Below are 19,737 nucleotides of genomic sequence, written 5' to 3'. Positions count from 1 at the left end.
TTAATTTTCATTGCTAAAATCAGCACTTGCTAAACGCTTAAGCTGTCTGTAACGACGTTGTGCCTCTGCTTTATTTTTTTCAAATAATTCTTTTGCTTGCTCAGGATTTGATTTTTTCAAAGAATTATAACGAACTTCATTCATTAAAAAGCTTTCATATAAATCCCAATCAGGTTCTTTTGAAGAAATTGTTAAAGGATTTTTACCTTCAGCTTCTAAACGCGGATCATAAATATAAGTTGGCCAATATCCACATTTTGTAGCTAACTCTGCTTGATTTCCTGAATTTCCAAGTCCACCTTTAATACCATGAGCTATACAAGGAGAATAAGCAATAATCAAAGAAGGTCCATCATAAGCTTCTGCCGCCATTACAGCTTTTAACAATTGTGCATAATTTGCATTAGAATTTACTTGAGCCACAAAAATATAACCATAAGTCATAGCAATTTGACCAAGATCTTTTTTCTGCACTGGCTTACCTGCTGCAGCAAACTGTGCTACCGAACCTGTTCTTGAAGATTTTGAGCTCTGGCCGCCTGTGTTAGAATACACTTCAGTATCAAGCACTAAAATATTTACATTCTCACCGCTTGCCAAAACATGATCAAGTCCACCATAACCTATATCATAAGCCCAGCCATCACCACCAAAAATCCAATGTGATTTTTTACTTAAATAGCTTTTAAGTTCTAAAATATCATTAACTGCTTTGATTTGCTTATTTTCTTCTAACAATGGAACTAATTTATCTCTTAATTCCAAAGAAACTTTAGAATCTTCTTTATTTGCAATCCACTCTTTATATAATGCAGAAAGTGCGTTAGGTACTTCTTGCATACTTTTATTCATTATGTGTTCTATTTTATGTCTTGTAGTTTCAGTTGCTATTTTCATACCAAGACCAAATTCAGCATTATCTTCAAATAAAGAATTGCCCCAAGCAGGTCCATGACCATTTTTATTGCTTTTTCTATATGGAGTTGAAGGAGCTGAGCCACCATAAATAGAACTACAACCAGTTGCATTAGCAACAATCATTCTTTCACCAAATAATCTAGTAATTAAAGTAATATAAGGAGTTTCTCCACACCCTGGACATGCTCCATGAAATTCAAATAAAGGTTGAGCAAATTGGATGCCTTTGGTATTTTCTCTATTTAAAATATTATCTTTATAACTTACTTTTTTGAATAAATAATCTGCATTTTCTTGCTCACCATGATCAAGCTCTTCACCTAGTGGTACCATCACTAAAGATTTTTCTTTGGTAGGACACTCATGTACACAAAGCTCGCAACCTGTACAATCAAGCGGCGAAACTTGAATTTTGAAATTTAATTTTTGCTCTTTCACGCCTTTTGCATTTAAGCTGTGCTCTTTTACACCTGCTGGAGCATTGTTTAATTCTTCTTCATCAATCAAGAAAGGTCTGATAACTGCATGAGGGCATACTGAAGCACATTGATTACACTGAATACAATTAGTTTCTATCCATCTTGGCACCATAACACCAACGCCTCTTTTTTCATACTCAGTAGTACCATGCTCAAAACTACCATCTTCATAGCCCAAAAATGCCGAAACTGGTAAATCATCGCCCTTAGCTGCATTCATAGGTTTTGCGATTTTTTCAACAAACTCAGTACCTTTATAAGCTATAGTTTCTTCTTTTGCTTCATTAGCTAAATTTACCCAAGAAGGATCAATATCAACTTTTACAAGTCCATCTGCACCTACATCAATAGCTTTATAATTCATTTCAACTATAGCATCACCTTTTTTACTATATGATTTATAAGCTAATTCTTTCATATATTTTTGCGCATCTTCAAAAGGAATGATATTAGCAAGTTTGAAAAATGCTGATTGCATAATCGTGTTTGTTCTACTACCTAATCCTATCTCTCTAGCAAGTTTTGTAGCATTAATGATATAAAAATTAATTTCTTTTTGTGCTAAAACTCTTTTTACTGCATTTGGAATTTTTTCAATAGTTTCTTGCGCACTCCAAATACTATTTAAAAGGAAAGTTCCTCCTTTTCTAATACCTGCTAAAACATCATAAATTTCTAAATACGCAGCCACTGAGCATGCTACGAAATGTGGTGTAGAAACTAAATAAGTTGAAGTAATAGGTTTTTTAGAAAATCTTAAATGGCTTCTTGTATAACCACCTGATTTCTTAGAATCATAAGCAAAATAAGCTTGCGCGTAAAAATCTGTTTTATCTCCTATAATTTTAATAGAGTTTTTATTTGCACCTACAGTGCCATCGGCACCAAGTCCATAAAATAAACACTCTATAGTACTTTCATCACCCAAAGAAATTTTCTCTCCCACAGGCAATGAGGTAAAGGTTACATCATCATTAATTCCTATGGTGAAACCATCTTTTGGGTTTGCTTGATTTAGATTTTCAAACACTGCTATTAACTGAGCAGGATCCACATCTTTTGAAGAAAGTCCATATCTACCACCAACGATTAAAGGTGCTTTTTCTTTTCCATAATATGCACTTTTTAAATCCAAATAAAGTGGCTCGCCTAAACTTCCTGGCTCTTTAGTTCTATCTAAAACAGCAATTTTTTCAACACTTTGAGGCATTACATCAAATAAATATTTTAAACTAAATGGTCTATATAAATGAACTTTTAAAACCCCTACTTTTTCACCTTTGCTACTCAAATAATCTACAACTTCTTTTAAAGCTTCAGTCACTGAACCCATTGCTACAACAACACGCGTTGCATTTTTATCCCCATAATACACAAAAGGTCTGTATTCTCTTCCTGTAATTTTTGAAATTTCTTGCATATATTCATTAACAATATCAGGAACAGCTTCATAATATTTATTTGCCAACTCTCTTGTTTGAAAATAAATATCATCATTTTGAGCCGTACCTCTTGTTTTTGGATTTTCTGGATTTAGACAGGAATTTCTAAATTCCAATAAAGCCTCACGATCCAATAAGCGATCAAAATGTGCATAATCCATTACTTCAATTTTTTGGATTTCATGAGAGGTTCTAAAACCATCAAAAAAATGCATAAAAGGCACTCTACCTTTGATAGCTGCTAGGTGTGCAACACCTGCTAAATCCATACTTTCTTGCACAGAATGTGAACAAAGCATAGCAAAACCTGTTTGTCTTGCAGCATAAATATCTTGATGATCTCCAAAAATAGATAGCGCTTGAGATGCTAAAGCTCTAGCTGCCACATGAATTACTCCAGGTAAAAGTTGACCTGCAATTTTATACATATTTGGTATTTTTAACAAAAGTCCTTGAGAAGCGGTATAAGTCGTGGTTAAAGAACCCGCTTGTAAAGATCCATGAACTGTCCCTGCTGCACCTGCTTCACTTTGCATTTCTACAACTTTAACTGGCACTCCAAAAAGATTTTTTTTGCCTTGAGAAGCCCATATGTCAGTATAATCAGCCATAGGAGAGCTTGGAGTGATAGGATAAATTCCAGCAACCTCTGTAAATGCATAAGCAGCGTAAGCTGCTGCTTCATTACCATCCATCGTTTTCATTATTTTACTCATTTAATCTATCCTTATAATTAAATAATTACTTAAAGTCAATAACTACTTTATCTTTAATTGTCTTAAACAATAATAAAAATTTTTTATTATTTATAGGTATAGAGTTTAAATGGGAAATTATCGGATATTTCTTATATATTTTATGGCTTCATAGGTATTTTTAAAAAGCGGAATTTCAAATTTAGCTAAACTTTCTTTACTTTCATAACCACTACTTACAGCCACAGGAATAATATTGGCATTTTGAGCAGCTTTTATATCTAAATGAGTATCACCTACCATAAAAGCATTTTCTTTGTTTTTAGAAAGTTTCTTCAAAGCTAATAAAATAGGCTCAGCATCTGGCTTTGGACAAGTTACATCGTCTCTACCTATAATAACTTTAAAATGCTCTCCTATACCTAAATGATCAAGTAAAGGTTTAGAAAATTTAGAACTTTTAGTCGTAACAACAGCTAAATCAGCAAATAAACTAGCCTCATATACACTTTCTTTTGCAAAAGGAAGTAAAGAAGTTTGTTCTATATAGATTTTTTGATATACATTTCTATAAGCATTAATATATTCACTTGTTTTCTCTTTTGCCACACCAAGCTTTTCAAAAGCTACATCCAAAGGAAAACCTATCAAAGCCTTAATAGCTTCATGATCTCTTAAAGGCTCATTAAAAGCTTTAAAAGCAGCATCAAATCCATCTAAAATGGCACTTGTAGAATCTATCAAAGTGCCATCTAAATCAAATAAAATTGTCTTTTTTAGCAAAGTTTATTCTTTAATAAAAAATTTTGCTTCAACGCGTCTATTTTGCGCACGACCTTCTTTGGTATCATTGCTTGCTTTTGGCTTTTCAAAACCATAGCCTTTAGTTACAATTTTTTCTTTAGCAACACCTGTTTTTTCAAGTTCCTTCGCTACGGCATTAGCGCGCTCTAATGATAATTTTTGATTATAAGCCTTAGGACCTGTACTATCTGTATGGCCTTCTAAAATAGTATAGTATTGAGGATTTTCTTCTAAGATCTTACCTACTTCTTGAATTTTTTGAGCAAATTCTGGATTTATATTAGTCTGATCAAAACCAAAATGTCCCTCAAGGGCTATTGTTTTTTCACAACCTATATGATCAAGCAAAGCACCTTTTCTTGGTTCTGAACATGTTTTATCGATTTGTTTTACTTGTGGCTTTTCTTCAATTTGTTTTGTTTCAACATTAGGAGTTTTTGGAGCTTTATTGCCAAAATAAAAACTTAAACCAACACTAGAAATTAAATTATGTTCGCCATTGTTGAATTTAATTTGATCTCTTGCTTCAAGTCTTAAAGCTAAATCTTCTCCAAGCGCGAATTTAAAACCTGCACCATATTGAGCAAACATACCACTTTTATTTTCATAAACCCCATGACTTAAATACTCATAACCTGTTCCTAATAATCCATATAAATACACATGATTAGCTAAATCAATTCCTTTAATAGCATTCACATAAAATCTCGAAACACTAGTATTTGTATGTGTATTATCATTTGGATTATTATATTTTGCATTATCATAATACTCTAAACCAAGTTCAGCTTGATCTATCCATAAATCATCATAGTGATAGCCAAATCTTAAGCCAACTCCACCATAATTTTTAAGATCTAAATTTCCTTCTGGTGTTGTATAGTTAAAGGTCGGGGTTATTTCTATTTTGCTAGCATCAAAAGCAAATAAAACACTAGCTAAACTAACTAAGCTTATAATTTTTTTCATAACAATCCTTATAAAATAAATTGAGCGATTATATAAAAAAGAAGATTAAAATAAAATAAGCCCCTTTGGGTAAGGGGCTTAAATTTACTACAAAAAGGAGGTTTCCCTGATCGGACCTTGGAATTATAAATATTTATTCTAAACAAAAAATCCTTTGATTTTAAATAAAATAAAAATATATGAAAAAAATATGATTTTTTTTAAAAAAATAGAGAAAATGGATCCAAAATGGATCCAAAAAATATTAGCGTTTAGAGAATTGTGGGCTTCTTCTTGCTTTTCTGCGACCGTATTTTTTACGTTCAACAGTTCTGCTATCTCTAGTAAGAAGTCCTTTTGGTTTTAATAATGCTCTAAAATCCGCATCCATAGCAGCTAAAGCTCTTGAAATACCATGTCTTAAAGCTTCAGCTTGAGCACTGTAACCACCACCTAAAGTTGTTGCTTTAATGTCCATAGAAGTTTCTTGTTTAGTTACTAATAAAGGCTGAACTACTTTTAATTTTATAGCTTCATGTCCGCCAAGCCAAGTGTTTAAATCCATACCATTAACGATGATTTTACCACTACCAGCTTTTACCCAAACTTTAGCTACAGCGGTTTTTCTTTTACCTGTTGCGTATGTTGTTGCCATGATTATTTTCCTTTATTAGCAATTTGAGCAGTATGAGGATGTTCGCTACCTGCATAAATTTTTAATTTTTTAAGCATAGCTCTACCTAGGTTTGTTTTAGGTAGCATACCACGAACTGCTAATTTATATAATTTAACTGGATTTTTTTCTAATAAATCACCAAATTTTTCACTTTTTACGCTTCCAAAATACCCTGAATGTCTGTGATATAGTTTATCTTCTGCTTTATTTGCACCTGTGAAAACTGCTTTAGAAGCATTGATAATGATTACATAATCTCCACAGTCAACATTTGGAGTATAGCAAGGTTTATTTTTACCTCTTAAAATAGTCGCTACTTCTGTTAAAAGACGACCAAAACGCTTTCCTTCAGCGTCTAAAACGATCCATTCACGTTTTACTTCGTTTGGCTTTGTTATCTTTGTCATCATCTTACCTTTGCCAAAAATTTTTTTAAAAATGAGATTATAATTATTTTATCTTAATTAATACTTAATTTAAGAATACTTAAAGTTTAAATATTTTGATTAATTCTTGCAGATAAAAGTAAAATAGTACTTTTTAAGTAAGTTCTTTATAAAATAACTTTCTATTGTATTAAAAATAAGGTTTTATTTTGTTTTCTTTAAAATTTAAAGTTCAAGAATATAGAATTTGTAAGCATTGCTCAGAATTTAATCCTGATAAAGACGCTAAATTTTGTATATTTTGCGGAAAAGAATTATACCATGCTGCAAGACAAAAATTTGATTTTATTTATAGTAAAAATCCTGCTATCATGGTTGCTTTTTTAGCAAAAGTTGCCAAAGTAGATAATAAAATCATTACTCAAGATTTATCTAAATTTATATCTTCTTTGCTTGATAAGATAGAAATGTTTTATACTAAAGAGTATAGTGGCTTTAGAAATACTTATGCAAGTATTTTTGAGTATGAGAAAAGTCAAGGCAGAAGCATTAGTGAGCTTTGCTCTAATATACGCATAAGCAAGAAAGAAGCAGATTTTCTTATATGTTTATTGCTTGATCTAATATATTATGATAAACAAATGAGTGCAAATGAAAACACCTTAATAGAAAATATCATCATAGGACTTGGATTAAACCTCATAAGCTTTAGGGAAATAAAAATAAGATATGAGCAAATTTATAATTTCACACATGAAAACACTCAGCAAAAACAAGAAAAACACCAAGATGAAAAAAAAATCACCCTAGAACAAGCCTATGAAATTTTAAATTCTCATCCAAATGATGATTTTGAAAGTATAAAGAAAAATTATAGAAAACTAGCTAAAGAATACCACTATGATAATCTTCATTCTAAAGAGCTTCCACCTGAACTTTTAAAGATAGCTCAAGAGATGATGAAAAAGATCAACCTAGCCTATGAAATCATAAAACAAGCAAGGGGTGAATGATGCTTATTTGCAAACATTGCAATATGAAAAATTTAGATGTAGCTAAATTTTGTAAAGGATGTGGAAGTAATGAACTATACGATCCACAAGCAAAAGAAAAACTAGAAAAAGAAAGACAAAGACAAGAAGAATTAAAAAGATTAGAAGAAGAAAGAAAGAAGAAAATCGAAGAAGAGATAAAAATAGCCCAAGAAGAAAGAGAAAAGAAACTCAAACAAAGAAAAGAATTCATCATAAAACACAAAAGTAAAATCATAGCTAGTGTGATGATTTTGATTTTGATAGCCTTAGCAAGTGTGTATCAGTATTTTTACGGTGGAAAATACAGCCGAATTTACACAAGCAAACTTGAAAGTAAATGCCACAGCGATGAAGCAAGTTGTAAAATACTCCAAGCTATCTACAAAGAAAAATGTGATAAGGGAGATAGTAAAGCTTGTATAGGTGCTTATATACACAAACATAAGGATCTAAGAGCTATCAAAGATAATAATCAATGGAATTTAGTCAATGAAAATAATAAAATTTTAGTTGAAAATGCATTTGATTATACGTGGGGTTTTAATGAAGGTTTGGCTGGTGTTAAACTGAATGGTAAGTGGGGTTTTATTGATACAAGTGGAAAAATTGCAATAGAACCTACATTTGATAATGTAAAACTGGATTTTAGAGAAGGATTAGCGGAAGTTAACTTAAACGGAAAATGGGTATATATTGACAAAAAAGGTAATATTATAAAAGATTAAATTATCATACTAGGGTTGAAAAATAAAAAATAATATAGCAAAACTTTAGAAATTTAAAACAATTGAGAATGGCTGTAAATTATGCTACATCCATTCTTTAGAATATTCTAAATATTTTTTATTGTTATTTAACACCACTAAAGCTTCTTTGGCTCTTGTTAATGCAACATAGGTTCTAAAGTCATTACAAATACTACTTTTATTTTCACTAACATAAATAATTACTTTGTTTTCCATACCTTTAAAACTGTTTATGGTAGATATTGTCACAGCATCACTTTCTAACGAGAAATCATCTTTATTATCAAACATATGTTCAATGTTTATATTGTTTTTAACTAAAAAACACATCATGCTATGCCCTATATTTTTATTGGGTACTAAAATGCTTATATCTTTTAGTTTATATTTCTCATTTATGAAAAACCTACAATAATATAAAATTTTATCATACAGATCTTTTTCTTCAATATTCTCCCAAACCAACGAATACAAATCTAAAGTATTTTCATTTATGATAATTTCTGAATTTAAAAAATTACCAAAGTTCTTATCAGGATGATTTTCTAAATAATCCTTTAAGAATGTTTCAAAAAATAGATTAGTCTTGTGAATTAAACTTGGCAAACGGGTAGATCTTTTCACTTCTTTTAAAACACCCCAAGCACCTTTAAATTTGTATTTATATCCACCCATACTTTCTTCAATCCATGATACACTTCTGTTATATAAATTTTGTCTATCATCAGCTGCTAATAAAACTTCACTATTTTCATCTAAAAAATAAAGCAAAATATCAAACCACTCTTTTTTAAAATCTTGTGCTTCATCTATTAATATTGCATCGTATTTTCTATTTTTCGAATTTGATTTTTTTTCTTGAAGTTTTAAAACCTGCTCTATTAAAGCACATTCATATAAATCAAAATTATTGCCATATTTTTTTACTTCTAATCCATTTTCTTCTACATATAATTTAATAAATTCATGAAAATGATTATATTCTATAAATTTCCATTCAAAATCTTTGCATGTTTTATTTATTTGGTCTCTTATATATCTTTTTAATGTTCTATTAAAACAAATAATTAATACTTTTTTGTTAGCTATTGCTATATTTACCGCTTTTTGTGCAACAACCAGGGTTTTTCCACTCCCTGCAACCCCTTTTAATCTTCTCCATGTTTTTGGAATATGTTCTATAAGTCTTTTTTGTTGTTGTGTTAAATTTATATATTCTCCATTTTCTTTTTTGTGTTTTTTTGGAAGTAAAAAATCTCTTATTTCGTTTGGTGATTTTATAAAGCTATTTGGATAATTTATTATAAATTTAATTAAGTTATATTTTTTATCACATCCAAAAATTTCAATACCTCTTTCCCCTATAAAGTCAATGACATCTTGGGTGTAGCTATTATAAAAATAATGAATACAAATAGCAGGAAGTTGCTTAAAATAATTAAATTGAGTTTTATATCTTCTAAGCTGAGAATTTGGATTAGCTATTTCAGAACGTCCACCATTGGTATATTTATAATATTTATTCTTTTTACTATCTTTTTCAAATCTTTCTAATTTCCAATCTTTAATTTCGATAATAAATACACCTTTATGCTCGTGAAAAAGAATAATATCAGGTCTATTTCCATTCAAATTAGGTTGGACATAAATTTCATAATCCTCTGGTAAATTATCATTTAAATATTTAATTAAAAATTTTTCACCATCAGTAGATTTATAATTTGAATTTACAATAAAACATCTCATACGATTTCCTTAAACCTCCGCTATCTCCACTTTATTTTTTAAAATATATACCAAAAAAGCCTTAGTGGAAGTCTTGGCTAAGATTTTTTCTATGGCTTCTTTATAAAGTAAAACTTGCTTTTTATGTTCGTTTAAATTTAAGCCTGTTTTATAGTCTATAATGATAGCTTCATTATCATCAAATGCAAGCATATCAAGTTGTTTTTGTTCGCCTTTATAAGTGATGATTTGCTCTTTTAGTAGCTTTTTACCCACTAAAAGCGCGTTAAAGCTCTCATCTTTTAAAAGCATAGTAAGTCTTTTAAGAAGCTCATTAAAACCTTCATCATCTAAGTAAAAACGATATTTTTTATACACCATTTGCTTGCAAAATTCAAAATTACTTTTAGTATTAAAATCAAAATATTGCAAAAACTCATGCAAAGCCAAACCAAAATGTATTTGCGTGCTTGAAAGATGACTTTTTACTTTGACTTCTTGCAAATTTACCTTTTGAAATTCTTCAAAGCTTTCTATTTGTTCTAAATTTTCTAAAGGCTCATTTGTTTTGACAAGCTGTTCTTCTATAATACCTATTTGTTTTTCTTCATAGTCTTGAAAATAACTCTTAAAGGTTTTAAAACTCTCATCATTTTTTATAATAAAAAGAGAGTTTTTAGCTCTAGTAAGCGCTACATATAGACAATTTATCTCATCTTCTGCTTGAAGTTTTTCTCTTTTAGCTAAAAAGGTATTGTAATTTTGATCTTCAAGATATTTTCTAGCGCTATGTCTGTATTTTACTTCCCAACCTTGCTCTAAATCATACTCAAACATTAAAGTTTCATTATCCGGAGCTTTTTTACTAAGTCTATCAAGTACGATTAAATTTTCAAATTCAAGCCCCTTAGATTTATGCACAGTCATAATACTTACTCCATCATCTTGAACTTGTAAAGACTTTAACTCGCATGGAGCAAACAAAAAATCAAAAAAATTATCAAAAGCACTTGCATACTCTAAATATGCAATGAGATTAACATCACTTAAGTCAAGTTTTAAAACATGTACTAGGTATTTTAAAATCTCACCTACACTGCGGTTTAAATCAAGCGTGATAAACTCAAGCTCTTTTTCTAAAATACTACTTGCAAAGTACAAACTAAACTCATCTTTAAGCACACAAGCCTTTGCATACTCAAAAAGCACTCTTACACTAATACAATCCATCAAAGCTACATTGCTTTGCGTATAAGCTTTAATGTCATTTTCTTCAAGAAATTCTTTCATTAAAGTAGCGTCTTTGTTAATCCATACCAAAATGCAAATTTCACTAAGCTTTACGCCTTTTTCTAAAAGCTTTTGAATGATCTTTAAAACTTCTTTACCACTTGCTTCATGCAAAGAACTTTTTGGCGGGATATGATTTTGTAAAACTTCCACATATCCACCTTCTTTAATGCTTTTTTGCAAAGTAAAGATAGGATTTAAAAAGCTATCAAAAAATTTATCTTTAAAGACTTCATTTACATAATTAACAATGATCTTTTTACTACGATAATTAGTATCTAAATGCTCTAATTTAATTTGTGGAAAATCTTTTAAAAGCTTATCAAAAAGCTCTTTTTTACCCCCTCTAAAACCATATATGCTTTGCTTTTTATCGCCCACATAAAAAAAGCTTCTATTTTTTTTCACTCCCTCGCCTGAAACAAGCTCAGCAATGATGGGTTTTAAAATTTGATACTGCAAAACATTAGTATCTTGAAATTCATCGATTAATAAATGCGAAATATAACCATCAAGTCTAAAATAAATCAAATCTTTATTAGTTTCATCACTAATTAACTCATAAGTTTTTAAAGCTATATCTGAAAAAGTCAATGCATTTTGCTTAGCATTGTTTTCATTTCTTGCTTCTTTAAAATGCGCCAAAAGCTTTGCAAGCATACTAATGCGATAATTTTCCATTTGGATAAAATACTCTTTTGCGCTTTGTAAAAACTCTGCTCTTTTTTGTAAAAATTCGCTATCGATGACTTTTACAAAATATTTTTTATCTAAATCACAAATAATAGGTTTAGCAAAGAAATCTTCTATGTTTTCAAATTCGAAATTTTTTTGATAGTTTTTATCTGTGCTTAAATTTCTTGCATAAGTTATAAACTCACTTAAGCTTTTTTCTAAAAAAGTTTTATTTGGAAAATGTGCATTTTGTATAGATTTTATCTCACAAGATCTTTCATACAAGCTTTCAAGATTTTGCAAAAAATCACTTTTACTTTTTGTTTGGACAATGTAATAAGCTAAAGCTCTTAATTCTTCTTCGTCTAATTTAGAAATGAAATTTTTATAACTATCTTGACTTTCTATAATGTCAAAATCACTCATAAGACCTAAATTTAAAGCAAAAGAACGAATGATTTGCGAAAAAAAGCTGTCAAAAGTGTAGATATTAAGCTTAGATCTTAAAAACTCATCTTTGTATTTTTCTCTTAAAGCTATAAGCTCATTTTTACTTTTACCTAGCATTTTCATAAGCTCATTACACTCTGCTTTATTCTCTCCATTTTCAAGCACATCAAATTCTAAAAAGGTTTTAAAAACTCTTTCTTTCATTTCGCTTGTAGCTTTATTGGTAAAAGTAAGGGCTAAAATTTCATTAATCTTAGCTCCCATTAAAACCAAAGCTACAAAACGTACACTTAATGCAAAAGTTTTTCCACTTCCTGCACTAGCTTCTAAAGCTAAAAAAGGCTCAAAATGATAACTCAAAGCTTAAACTCCTTTTTATAAAGCATAGTATAAGGGCTGTAAGTATTGTCGTTTTTTTGATTAAAAAATTCTTTTTCCAAAGGTTCTTTAGCAAGCTCATTAAGTAAATCTTTCAGTTCTTGCACGCTCTTGCTTTTAGCATTTTCATGTATGATTTTGATATTTTTAAGATCATAAAAACAGGCTTTTGTATTTAATAAGGCATTTTGATTTTCTAATAAAAACTTATAAAAAGCAAGTTGATAAGACTTTTCATCTGCCTTACCACTTTTATAATCTATAATCAATCTTTCATTGCCATTATTATCTACTCTATCTAAAAAGCCTATGGCGTGAATTTTCACTCCATTTTCTGCAATAAATTCTTTTCTTGGTGGATTAAATTCACATTTTTCTACCACATAACCTTGCTTAAAATGCTCATTTTCAAGTGTTTGGAATTCTTTAAATATAGTTTGTATTAAAGCTAAATTTAGCGCATCAACTCGGTATTGTTTAATGCTTTTTACCACTTGCATAAAAACTTCATAATCAAAATGATTTTTAGATTTTTGTGTATAATAAAGTTCTAAAGCCTTATGGATAAAACTCCCCAGCTCATTTGCTCTAAGTGTATCATCTAAAGTCTTTGGCTCTTTTAATCTTAAAACATATTTATAATAATAATCCAAACCATAATGCACAAGAAGATGAAATCTTGAAAAAGAAAGATCGCTTTGAAAATAATCGTGTTTTGCTTTAATACTTACAATAGGCTCAAGATTAAAAGTACATGGATAAGTTTGAAAATATTTCACATAAGCATTATTACTATAAATCTTGTCTTCATAAAATGGAAGTTCAAGTTCGTTTAAAAATCTTGATTTGATTTTTTCTTCATTTTCCACATAAGAAATTCCAACTAATTTTGCCTTGGCTATTAAAGTATAATAATAATGTCTTTGTAAATTTTCTCTTTGAGCATGAGTGATAAGTCCTGCTTTTTTGCGAATTTCATTGTTTAAAAATAACTCGCTTGAAACTCTTTTTGGGATAAATTCATCATTAAAATCGACTATAATCACCCCGTCATATCTAAGTCCCCTACTTTCTAAAAGTCCCATTACAGTAACTTCACCACCACCAACACTGCTTAATTTTATACCATCAATTTGCATGAAAAATAATTCTAAAATTTGCACAAAGCTTAACTCGTGTGTTTTTACAAGCTCTTTGATAAAAATAAGCTCTTGATGTATATAATTTTTTAATTCCTCATCACTATCTTCTAGCAAATTAAAAATAAAATTCTCAAAAAAATCAAAAGAAATATTTTCATCAAAAAACTTTTTAAACTCTGTAAAATCAACACTAGAAGAAAAAAAGTGTAAATTACACAAATGTTTGTTTAAATTACACCTTTCATAAAATTCTTCATTTTCTTCATACTCGAACTCATCATCTTTAGCACTTTCATACAAAGACTTTAATCTATGATAAAAAAGTGTATTTTTAATACTTTCTCCACTTGCATAATTTAAAACATTGTTTTTATCATAAAGTCTTAAAATATCTACAAAATTCTCATCAGGTGTAATCACTACAATATCTTTTGCGCTTATACCGGATTTTAAAAAAGAATTAATTTTTTCAAAAACAAAAGCAGCTTGCAAAGATCTTAAATGAAAACTTTTATAACTAATTTTACTTTCTTTAAAAAAGCACTCTTCTTTTAAAATTGTTTTTTGATTTAAATCAAACAAATAAGCATAATTTGCCTTAAGAGAAAGTCCTTGTAAAAAGCTAAGAGTATTTAAAAAATCTTTATTAAATTTAGTGCAATTAAACTGCACTTTAAGAGGAATTGTTTCCTTAACTTTTAACAAAAGCTCTACTTCAAAGGCATTTAAAAAACCTTGAAAATCAAAAATAATCTCATCATAATTTTTTAAAAAATCACTATTAATTTCATAATCTAGCGGCAAAGAAATATCATCATATAAATTTTGCTCTTTTAACAAGGTAAGATAATTTTTAAAAAGTTCTTCTAAAATTTGCAAATGTTCATCATACTGAGCGTAAGCATCATGAAATTTTAATGAGTTGATATCTTTTTTTTCTAAACTAAGCTCTTTAAAGAAACTAAATAAATAAGCATTATTTTTTAAGAAAGCAAAAAAATTACTCGGTATTTTTAAGCTTTGCTCTAAATTTTTAGTTTGCTCACAAGCCTTTTTCATCAAAAGTAAACACTCATAGTGTGTTGCTTGAAAATGCGGAGAAAAAACTAACTTTTGTATAAATTCGGCTATACTCATAGCCGGTTCTACTAAACTATCAACCTGTAGTTTTTTCTCATAATACTTTCTTAAAGCTCTTAGTGAGCTAAATACAAAAAGTTTCATTATTTAGTCTGCAAAAAGAATTTAAAAAATCCTACACTATTTTCATCTTGAGTGATTTTTAAAAGTATTTGCCAAACACCTTTTTCTTTGATATTAAAATCAAACACCAAATCACTTCCTTCTAATCTTACTTGCAAATTCTCATCATTTACATTTGTATGTGGACGCGAAAGTAAAGTTTGAATTTGAAGCTTACTTAAATCATAATCTTTTAAATTTTCAATTGCAATCCTAAGCTCATTTTGCCCTTCATTGATATAATAAACTTGATTTTTCTTATGCATAAAGCTTTCTTTGTCTTTAATGCTTAGCTTAAAATTTTCATCAAAAGTCTTTTGTCTGTTTTGAATTTCATTATAATTTAACTCTACGTTTTGATAAGAATCAAAATAAAAATTATCTTCATACACAGGAGCCTTACTTGCAATAAAAATCGTAACAATACAAGCTATAACAATAAGCCCCAAAGAAATCAAAATACCATAAGGCCAAAATGTTTTCTTATTTTCCATTTTTATTTTCTCCTTTTGATTTTTCTTTGAACTAGCATTAAAATTGCAACACATAAAAATCCATAGATTAAAATTCTCATGATATTTAAAGTATCACGATTTGAATTTCCATAAAAAGGTTTTATATTAAAATAATTTGCTACTTGATCGGCTATATCTGCATAACCATTTAAAATAGCTGCATTATAAATATCTTTTTGTTTAGGATTTGCAAGTATAGGTAAAATTGTTCCTTTTTCAGGATAAGGACTCAAAACACCTTCTTTATCAAAAAAAGCCAAAGCATCATCGCTTGCAAGTATATCTACCTTATGTGAAGCTTTAGAAAATACAAGTAAAATATATGGTTTACTTAAATTAGCTTCATAATTTTTTAAACTTTCAAAATCTTTTTTATCACTTAATGCTAAAGCGATATTTACTCCAGTTAATTCATAAATTTGTCTAGAACTTGTAGTGATATTTTGTTCTATCGCAGTGTTTAAGATATTATCATTTAATAATATTTCAGCATGTAAAAAATTAGCAAAACAAATAAAAATGGCGGCTAAAAAACCGCCTTTAAATATATTTTTCATCCTATAAAAAGATGATTTGCAGTTAAAACCGACCAAGCAGTGATTCCAGCCGCTACAACTAAACCTGCTATGATTAAATACTCAAGAACTTTTGCCATAATCATTCCTTTATAATGATATGTTCTTCTCTTTTAGAGTCAAACATTTTAATTTGTTCTGCATTTTCTATTTTATAAGGTTTTTGCATAACATCTTGTTGTGTTTTTAGACCCAAAATAGTTAATCCTGCTAAAATCGATAATAATAAAATAGTTGCTATTAACATTCCGCTAACGCCTGAAAGTGAAAATACACATCTGTTTGAATTTTCCATTATTCGCCCCTTGAAAGAGAAATCACATATTCGCCGACCGCTTCTTTTTGAAGCTCATTTAACAAGCCATTGTTAAAATGAGGCATTACACCTATACTACCTGCTTTACCACGATTTAAAACATCTACTACAAATTCTGCACTACCATATTTTGTTAAATCTGGAGCCACTAATTGACCATCAATAGTTCCTTTTCCATCTTCACCATGGCATACTGTACAAGTGACAAATAATTCTTTTCCTTTTGCCACAAGTTGAGGATTTTCAGTTTTTTTAATTGCTGAAATTTCAGAAGCAACATAAGCGGCAATTGCAGGAATATCAGCTTCATCTATACCATTATCTGCTGCACTTAACATCTCACCCATAGGATAATTTAAGCCCTTAGAACCTTTAGTAATTACTTCTATAAGTCCCTCTTCTGAACCCCAAACATTAAGATTTTGAGCTTTTCCATTGATACCATCACCTGTAACACCATGACAAGAAGAGCATTGAACTAAAAAGATATTTTTACCCATTTCTTGCTTATCTTCATTGTTTAAATTTGCAAATTTTTGTGCAAATTTCTCATTATGCGCTTGCACTTCTTTATTATATTGACCAATTTGAGAATAACTATTTAAAGGATACCCCCAAAGAAAATACCATATACACCATACTATAGCTAAGAAAAATACCACAGCCCAGCCAAGTGGTATAGGATTTTTATATTCACCTATACCATCCCAACTATGTTCACTTAGCTCACCCTGACTTTTTTCTTCTTTCATACTTTTAAACAATTTTCCTACCACAACAAGCGTAATCAATATGATAAGAATTGCTCCAATAAAAGATAATAAATTAACATTATCTTGTAAGTTCAACCATTGCATTAAGCACTCCTTTTATTTTGCTCTAAAACACGATCACCAATTTCATCATGTAATGCTAAATCAGCATATTTTTCATAGTTTCTTCTACCTGTTTTTTCAGATCTATACAAATGAAACCAATAAGAATACAAAACTACCACTAAGAATACTACAAGGGCAAAAAAGCCATAAGCTTGCAACTCTCTTATTAGTTCTAAATCCATAATTTTTCCTATTTCAAACTATTAAGATACGCAATCAAAGCGACAATTTCTCTAATTTCACCTCTAGCAAACGCATCTTTAACATCTTGATTTTTCATTTGATCTACTATAGCTTGGGCTTCTGCTTTAACTTCTGCTTGAGCTTCTTCCCAAGTACCAAGTTTTGTACCATTTTCAACATCATAAGGAACATTGAAAACTTTTTTTACAGTTAGTGCTTCTGCATAAGCTGTTTCTATATTTGCATTATTGCTAAACATATGTTTGTAAGCTGGCATAATAGAACCAGGAACAACTGAAACTGGATCCCACATGTGATTTTCATGCCAATCTGTAGTTCTAAAATTACCTATACGCAATAAATCAGGTCCAGTTCTTTTTGAACCCCATAAAAATGGTCTATCATAAGCATATTCACCACTAACTGAATACATACCATAACGATCTGTTTCTGATTTAAAAGGACGAATAAGTTGTGAATGACACGCATTGCAACTTTCTTTAATATAAGCATGGCGTCCTGCAAGTTGTAAAACCGTATAAGGCTTTTTACCTTCAATTGGTCTTGCATTTTGAGCAAAATCAGGTAAAACTTCCACAATACCTGCATATGCGATCACTATAAATACTGCCACAGCAAAAAAGAATGGATTTTTTTCTAACCAACTAAACATATTTTTCCTCCTTATGCTGCCATAGGTGAAGCACTTTTTGGCTCTTTATCAAGCACTCTACCCACTGAAATTGATTTATAAATATTATAAACAAACATGAAAAATCCTACTAAGTACAACAAGCCACCTACAGCTCTAATCCAATAATAAGGAATAATAGCTTCAACAGTATCAATGAAAGTATAAAGTAAGTTACCATACTCATCTGTAGCTCTCCACATCATGCCTTGAGTAATACCTGCTATCCACATAGAACTAAAGTACAATACTATACCTGTAGTTTGGATCCAAAATTGAGCTTCCATTAGCGATTTACTATATAATTCTCTTTTAAACATTCTAGGCACCATGTGATAAAGCGCAGCCATAGTCATAAAGCCAACCCAACCTAAAGTACCATCATGAACATGTCCTGGAATCCAATCTGTAAAGTGTGCTAATGCATTAACTGATTTAATAGAAAGAATAGGACCTTCCAAAGTTGAGAACATATAAAAAGTTGAAGCTAAAATCATAAATTTGATTAATGGGCTTTCTCTTAATTGACTCCACTCACCTTTCATAGTAAGTAAGATATTAATTGCTGAACCCCAAGAAGGTAAAATAAGAACGATTGAAAAAACTGAACCCATAGTTTGCATCCAATCAGGCACTGTAGAATAAATCAAGTGGTGTCCACCTGCCCATAAATAAACAAACATTAAGCCCCAAAATGCAAATAAAGATAATTTGTATGAGAAAATTGGTTGTCCACTTTCTTTTGGTAGAAAATAATAAATTTGAGCGATGATACCAACAGTGAATACAAATGCAACTGCATTGTGCCCATACCACCATTGAACTAATGCATCGTTTGTCCCTGCATACATAGAAACACTATGCCACCAATCGCCCATTCCACTCACAAAATAAGTAGGCACAGCCATATTGTTAAATAAATAAAGCATTGCTATACCTAGGAAAGTAGCTATATAATACCAAAGTGAAACATATAAAGTTTTTTCACGGCGAATTCCAATAAGCCCAAAAATACTTACACCCCATAAAACCCAAACTAAAACTACCAATATATCAAGTGGCCATTCAAGCTCTGCGTATTCCTTTGAAGTGCTAACACCTGCAAACAAAGTAATAACAGCTATAATCATAGTGATCATGTAAAGCCAAAAATGCAATTTACCAATGAACATTAAAAAGCTTGATTCTGCCATACTAACTTTTAGCACACGCTGACCAATATAATACCAAGTAGCCCAAATTCCTGAGAGCATAAAACCAAAAATTACACCTGAAGTGTGCAATGGTCTAAGTCTTGAAAAAGTACCATACTCACCGGCTAAATAATTTAAATCCGGATAAGCCATCTGAAAGGCAATAAGCGTTCCAATAGCCATACCAATAACACCAAACAATAAGGTAGCAAACATAAAATATTTAGCAACCGTATAGTCATAGTTTAATGCATTTCCTGGGTGCATTTCCTCTCCTTAAGTTTTTTTCTGCAATTATGCGATCTTTATATTATACGATACTTAATATCTTTTTTAGCTTAAACTATGTCTAATTA

Annotated in this window: 17 protein-coding genes; 2 read left to right on the top strand and 15 right to left on the bottom strand. The window is 30.0% G+C overall.

From position 1 onward, the window contains the following. The 5 genes from nifJ to rplM form a co-directional block, all read right to left on the bottom strand. Positions 1 to 3,555, bottom strand: a complete 3,555-nt coding sequence (gene nifJ / locus L8X97_RS05590) for a pyruvate:ferredoxin (flavodoxin) oxidoreductase (RefSeq protein WP_263662829.1) — start codon at positions 3,553 to 3,555, stop codon at positions 1 to 3. A 117-nt stretch (positions 3,556 to 3,672) separates the two neighbouring features. Continuing rightward, positions 3,673 to 4,317, bottom strand: a complete 645-nt coding sequence (locus L8X97_RS05585) for an HAD family hydrolase (protein WP_263659498.1) — start codon at positions 4,315 to 4,317, stop codon at positions 3,673 to 3,675. Between the two features lie 3 nt (positions 4,318 to 4,320). Further along, entirely contained in the window at positions 4,321 to 5,307 is a 987-nt protein-coding gene (locus L8X97_RS05580; RefSeq protein WP_263662828.1) for an OmpA family protein, read from the bottom strand. A 244-nt stretch (positions 5,308 to 5,551) separates the two neighbouring features. Further along, the gene (gene rpsI / locus L8X97_RS05575; RefSeq protein ID WP_039617655.1) at positions 5,552 to 5,941 is read right to left on the bottom strand and encodes a 30S ribosomal protein S9; all 390 of its coding nucleotides are present in this window, start codon (positions 5,939 to 5,941) and stop codon (positions 5,552 to 5,554) included. Between the two features lie 2 nt (positions 5,942 to 5,943). Then, positions 5,944 to 6,369: a 50S ribosomal protein L13 gene (rplM, locus tag L8X97_RS05570; protein ID WP_039617653.1), complete on the bottom strand. Its 426-nt coding sequence runs from the start codon at positions 6,367 to 6,369 to the stop codon at positions 5,944 to 5,946. Positions 6,370 to 6,557: 188 nt separating this feature from the next. On the opposite strand from rplM, the gene L8X97_RS05565 reads away from it, so the two are divergent. Both L8X97_RS05565 and L8X97_RS05560 read left to right on the top strand, forming a co-directional pair. Then, positions 6,558 to 7,361, top strand: a complete 804-nt coding sequence (locus tag L8X97_RS05565; RefSeq protein ID WP_263662827.1) for a DnaJ domain-containing protein — start codon at positions 6,558 to 6,560, stop codon at positions 7,359 to 7,361. Beyond that, positions 7,358 to 8,107: a WG repeat-containing protein gene (locus tag L8X97_RS05560; RefSeq protein ID WP_263659495.1), complete on the top strand. Its 750-nt coding sequence runs from the start codon at positions 7,358 to 7,360 to the stop codon at positions 8,105 to 8,107. Before L8X97_RS05565 ends, L8X97_RS05560 begins: the two co-directional genes overlap by 4 nt. An 84-nt stretch (positions 8,108 to 8,191) precedes the next feature. Here L8X97_RS05560 and L8X97_RS05555 read toward each other — a convergent pair whose 3' ends face one another. The 10 genes from L8X97_RS05555 to ccoN all read right to left on the bottom strand — a co-directional run bounded on the left by L8X97_RS05555 (position 8,192) and on the right by ccoN (position 19,648). Next, on the bottom strand, positions 8,192 to 9,874 hold the full coding sequence (locus L8X97_RS05555) for a UvrD-helicase domain-containing protein (RefSeq protein WP_263662826.1): 1,683 nt from the start codon (positions 9,872 to 9,874) through the stop codon (positions 8,192 to 8,194). Positions 9,875 to 9,883: 9 nt separating this feature from the next. Then, positions 9,884 to 12,628 carry a RecB-like helicase gene (locus L8X97_RS05550; RefSeq protein ID WP_263662825.1) on the bottom strand — a complete coding sequence of 915 codons (2,745 nt, stop codon included), beginning with the start codon at positions 12,626 to 12,628 and terminating at the stop codon, positions 9,884 to 9,886. After that, complete coding sequence (locus tag L8X97_RS05545) at positions 12,625 to 15,012, bottom strand: PD-(D/E)XK nuclease family protein (RefSeq protein ID WP_263662824.1); 2,388 nt, start codon at positions 15,010 to 15,012, stop codon at positions 12,625 to 12,627. Before L8X97_RS05545 ends, L8X97_RS05550 begins: the two co-directional genes overlap by 4 nt. Further along, a complete protein-coding gene (locus L8X97_RS05540; protein ID WP_165955270.1) occupies positions 15,012 to 15,524 on the bottom strand; it encodes a FixH family protein in 513 nt (170 codons plus the stop codon). The genes L8X97_RS05545 and L8X97_RS05540 overlap by 1 nt, the downstream gene beginning before the upstream one ends. Before the next feature lie 2 nt (positions 15,525 to 15,526). Beyond that, positions 15,527 to 16,102 (bottom strand): hypothetical protein, encoded by a 576-nt coding sequence (locus L8X97_RS05535; RefSeq protein ID WP_261529512.1) that lies wholly within the window; start codon positions 16,100 to 16,102, stop codon positions 15,527 to 15,529. Positions 16,103 to 16,202: 100 nt separating this feature from the next. Next, complete coding sequence (locus L8X97_RS05525) at positions 16,203 to 16,415, bottom strand: DUF4006 family protein (protein WP_133319393.1); 213 nt, start codon at positions 16,413 to 16,415, stop codon at positions 16,203 to 16,205. Continuing rightward, the gene (gene ccoP, locus L8X97_RS05520) at positions 16,415 to 17,293 is read right to left on the bottom strand and encodes a cytochrome-c oxidase, cbb3-type subunit III (RefSeq protein WP_263662823.1); all 879 of its coding nucleotides are present in this window, start codon (positions 17,291 to 17,293) and stop codon (positions 16,415 to 16,417) included. The genes L8X97_RS05525 and ccoP overlap by 1 nt, the downstream gene beginning before the upstream one ends. Further along, positions 17,293 to 17,496 (bottom strand): cytochrome c oxidase, cbb3-type, CcoQ subunit, encoded by a 204-nt coding sequence (locus L8X97_RS05515; protein WP_133319395.1) that lies wholly within the window; start codon positions 17,494 to 17,496, stop codon positions 17,293 to 17,295. Before L8X97_RS05515 ends, ccoP begins: the two co-directional genes overlap by 1 nt. 8 nt (positions 17,497 to 17,504) lie before the next feature. Next, positions 17,505 to 18,170, bottom strand: coding sequence for a cytochrome-c oxidase, cbb3-type subunit II (gene ccoO / locus L8X97_RS05510; RefSeq protein WP_087700416.1), 666 nt, complete (start codon positions 18,168 to 18,170; stop codon positions 17,505 to 17,507). Between the two features lie 11 nt (positions 18,171 to 18,181). Continuing rightward, entirely contained in the window at positions 18,182 to 19,648 is a 1,467-nt protein-coding gene (ccoN, locus tag L8X97_RS05505; RefSeq protein WP_039617631.1) for a cytochrome-c oxidase, cbb3-type subunit I, read from the bottom strand. Between the last annotated feature and the right edge of the window lie 89 nt (positions 19,649 to 19,737).

The organism is Campylobacter sp. CNRCH_2013_0671h (assembly GCF_025773055.1).
Taxonomy (GTDB): Bacteria; Campylobacterota; Campylobacteria; order Campylobacterales; family Campylobacteraceae; genus Campylobacter_D; species Campylobacter_D lari_D.
Note: the sequence above shows the minus strand (reverse complement) of the source record. Positions and strands in the feature narration are given on the sequence as shown.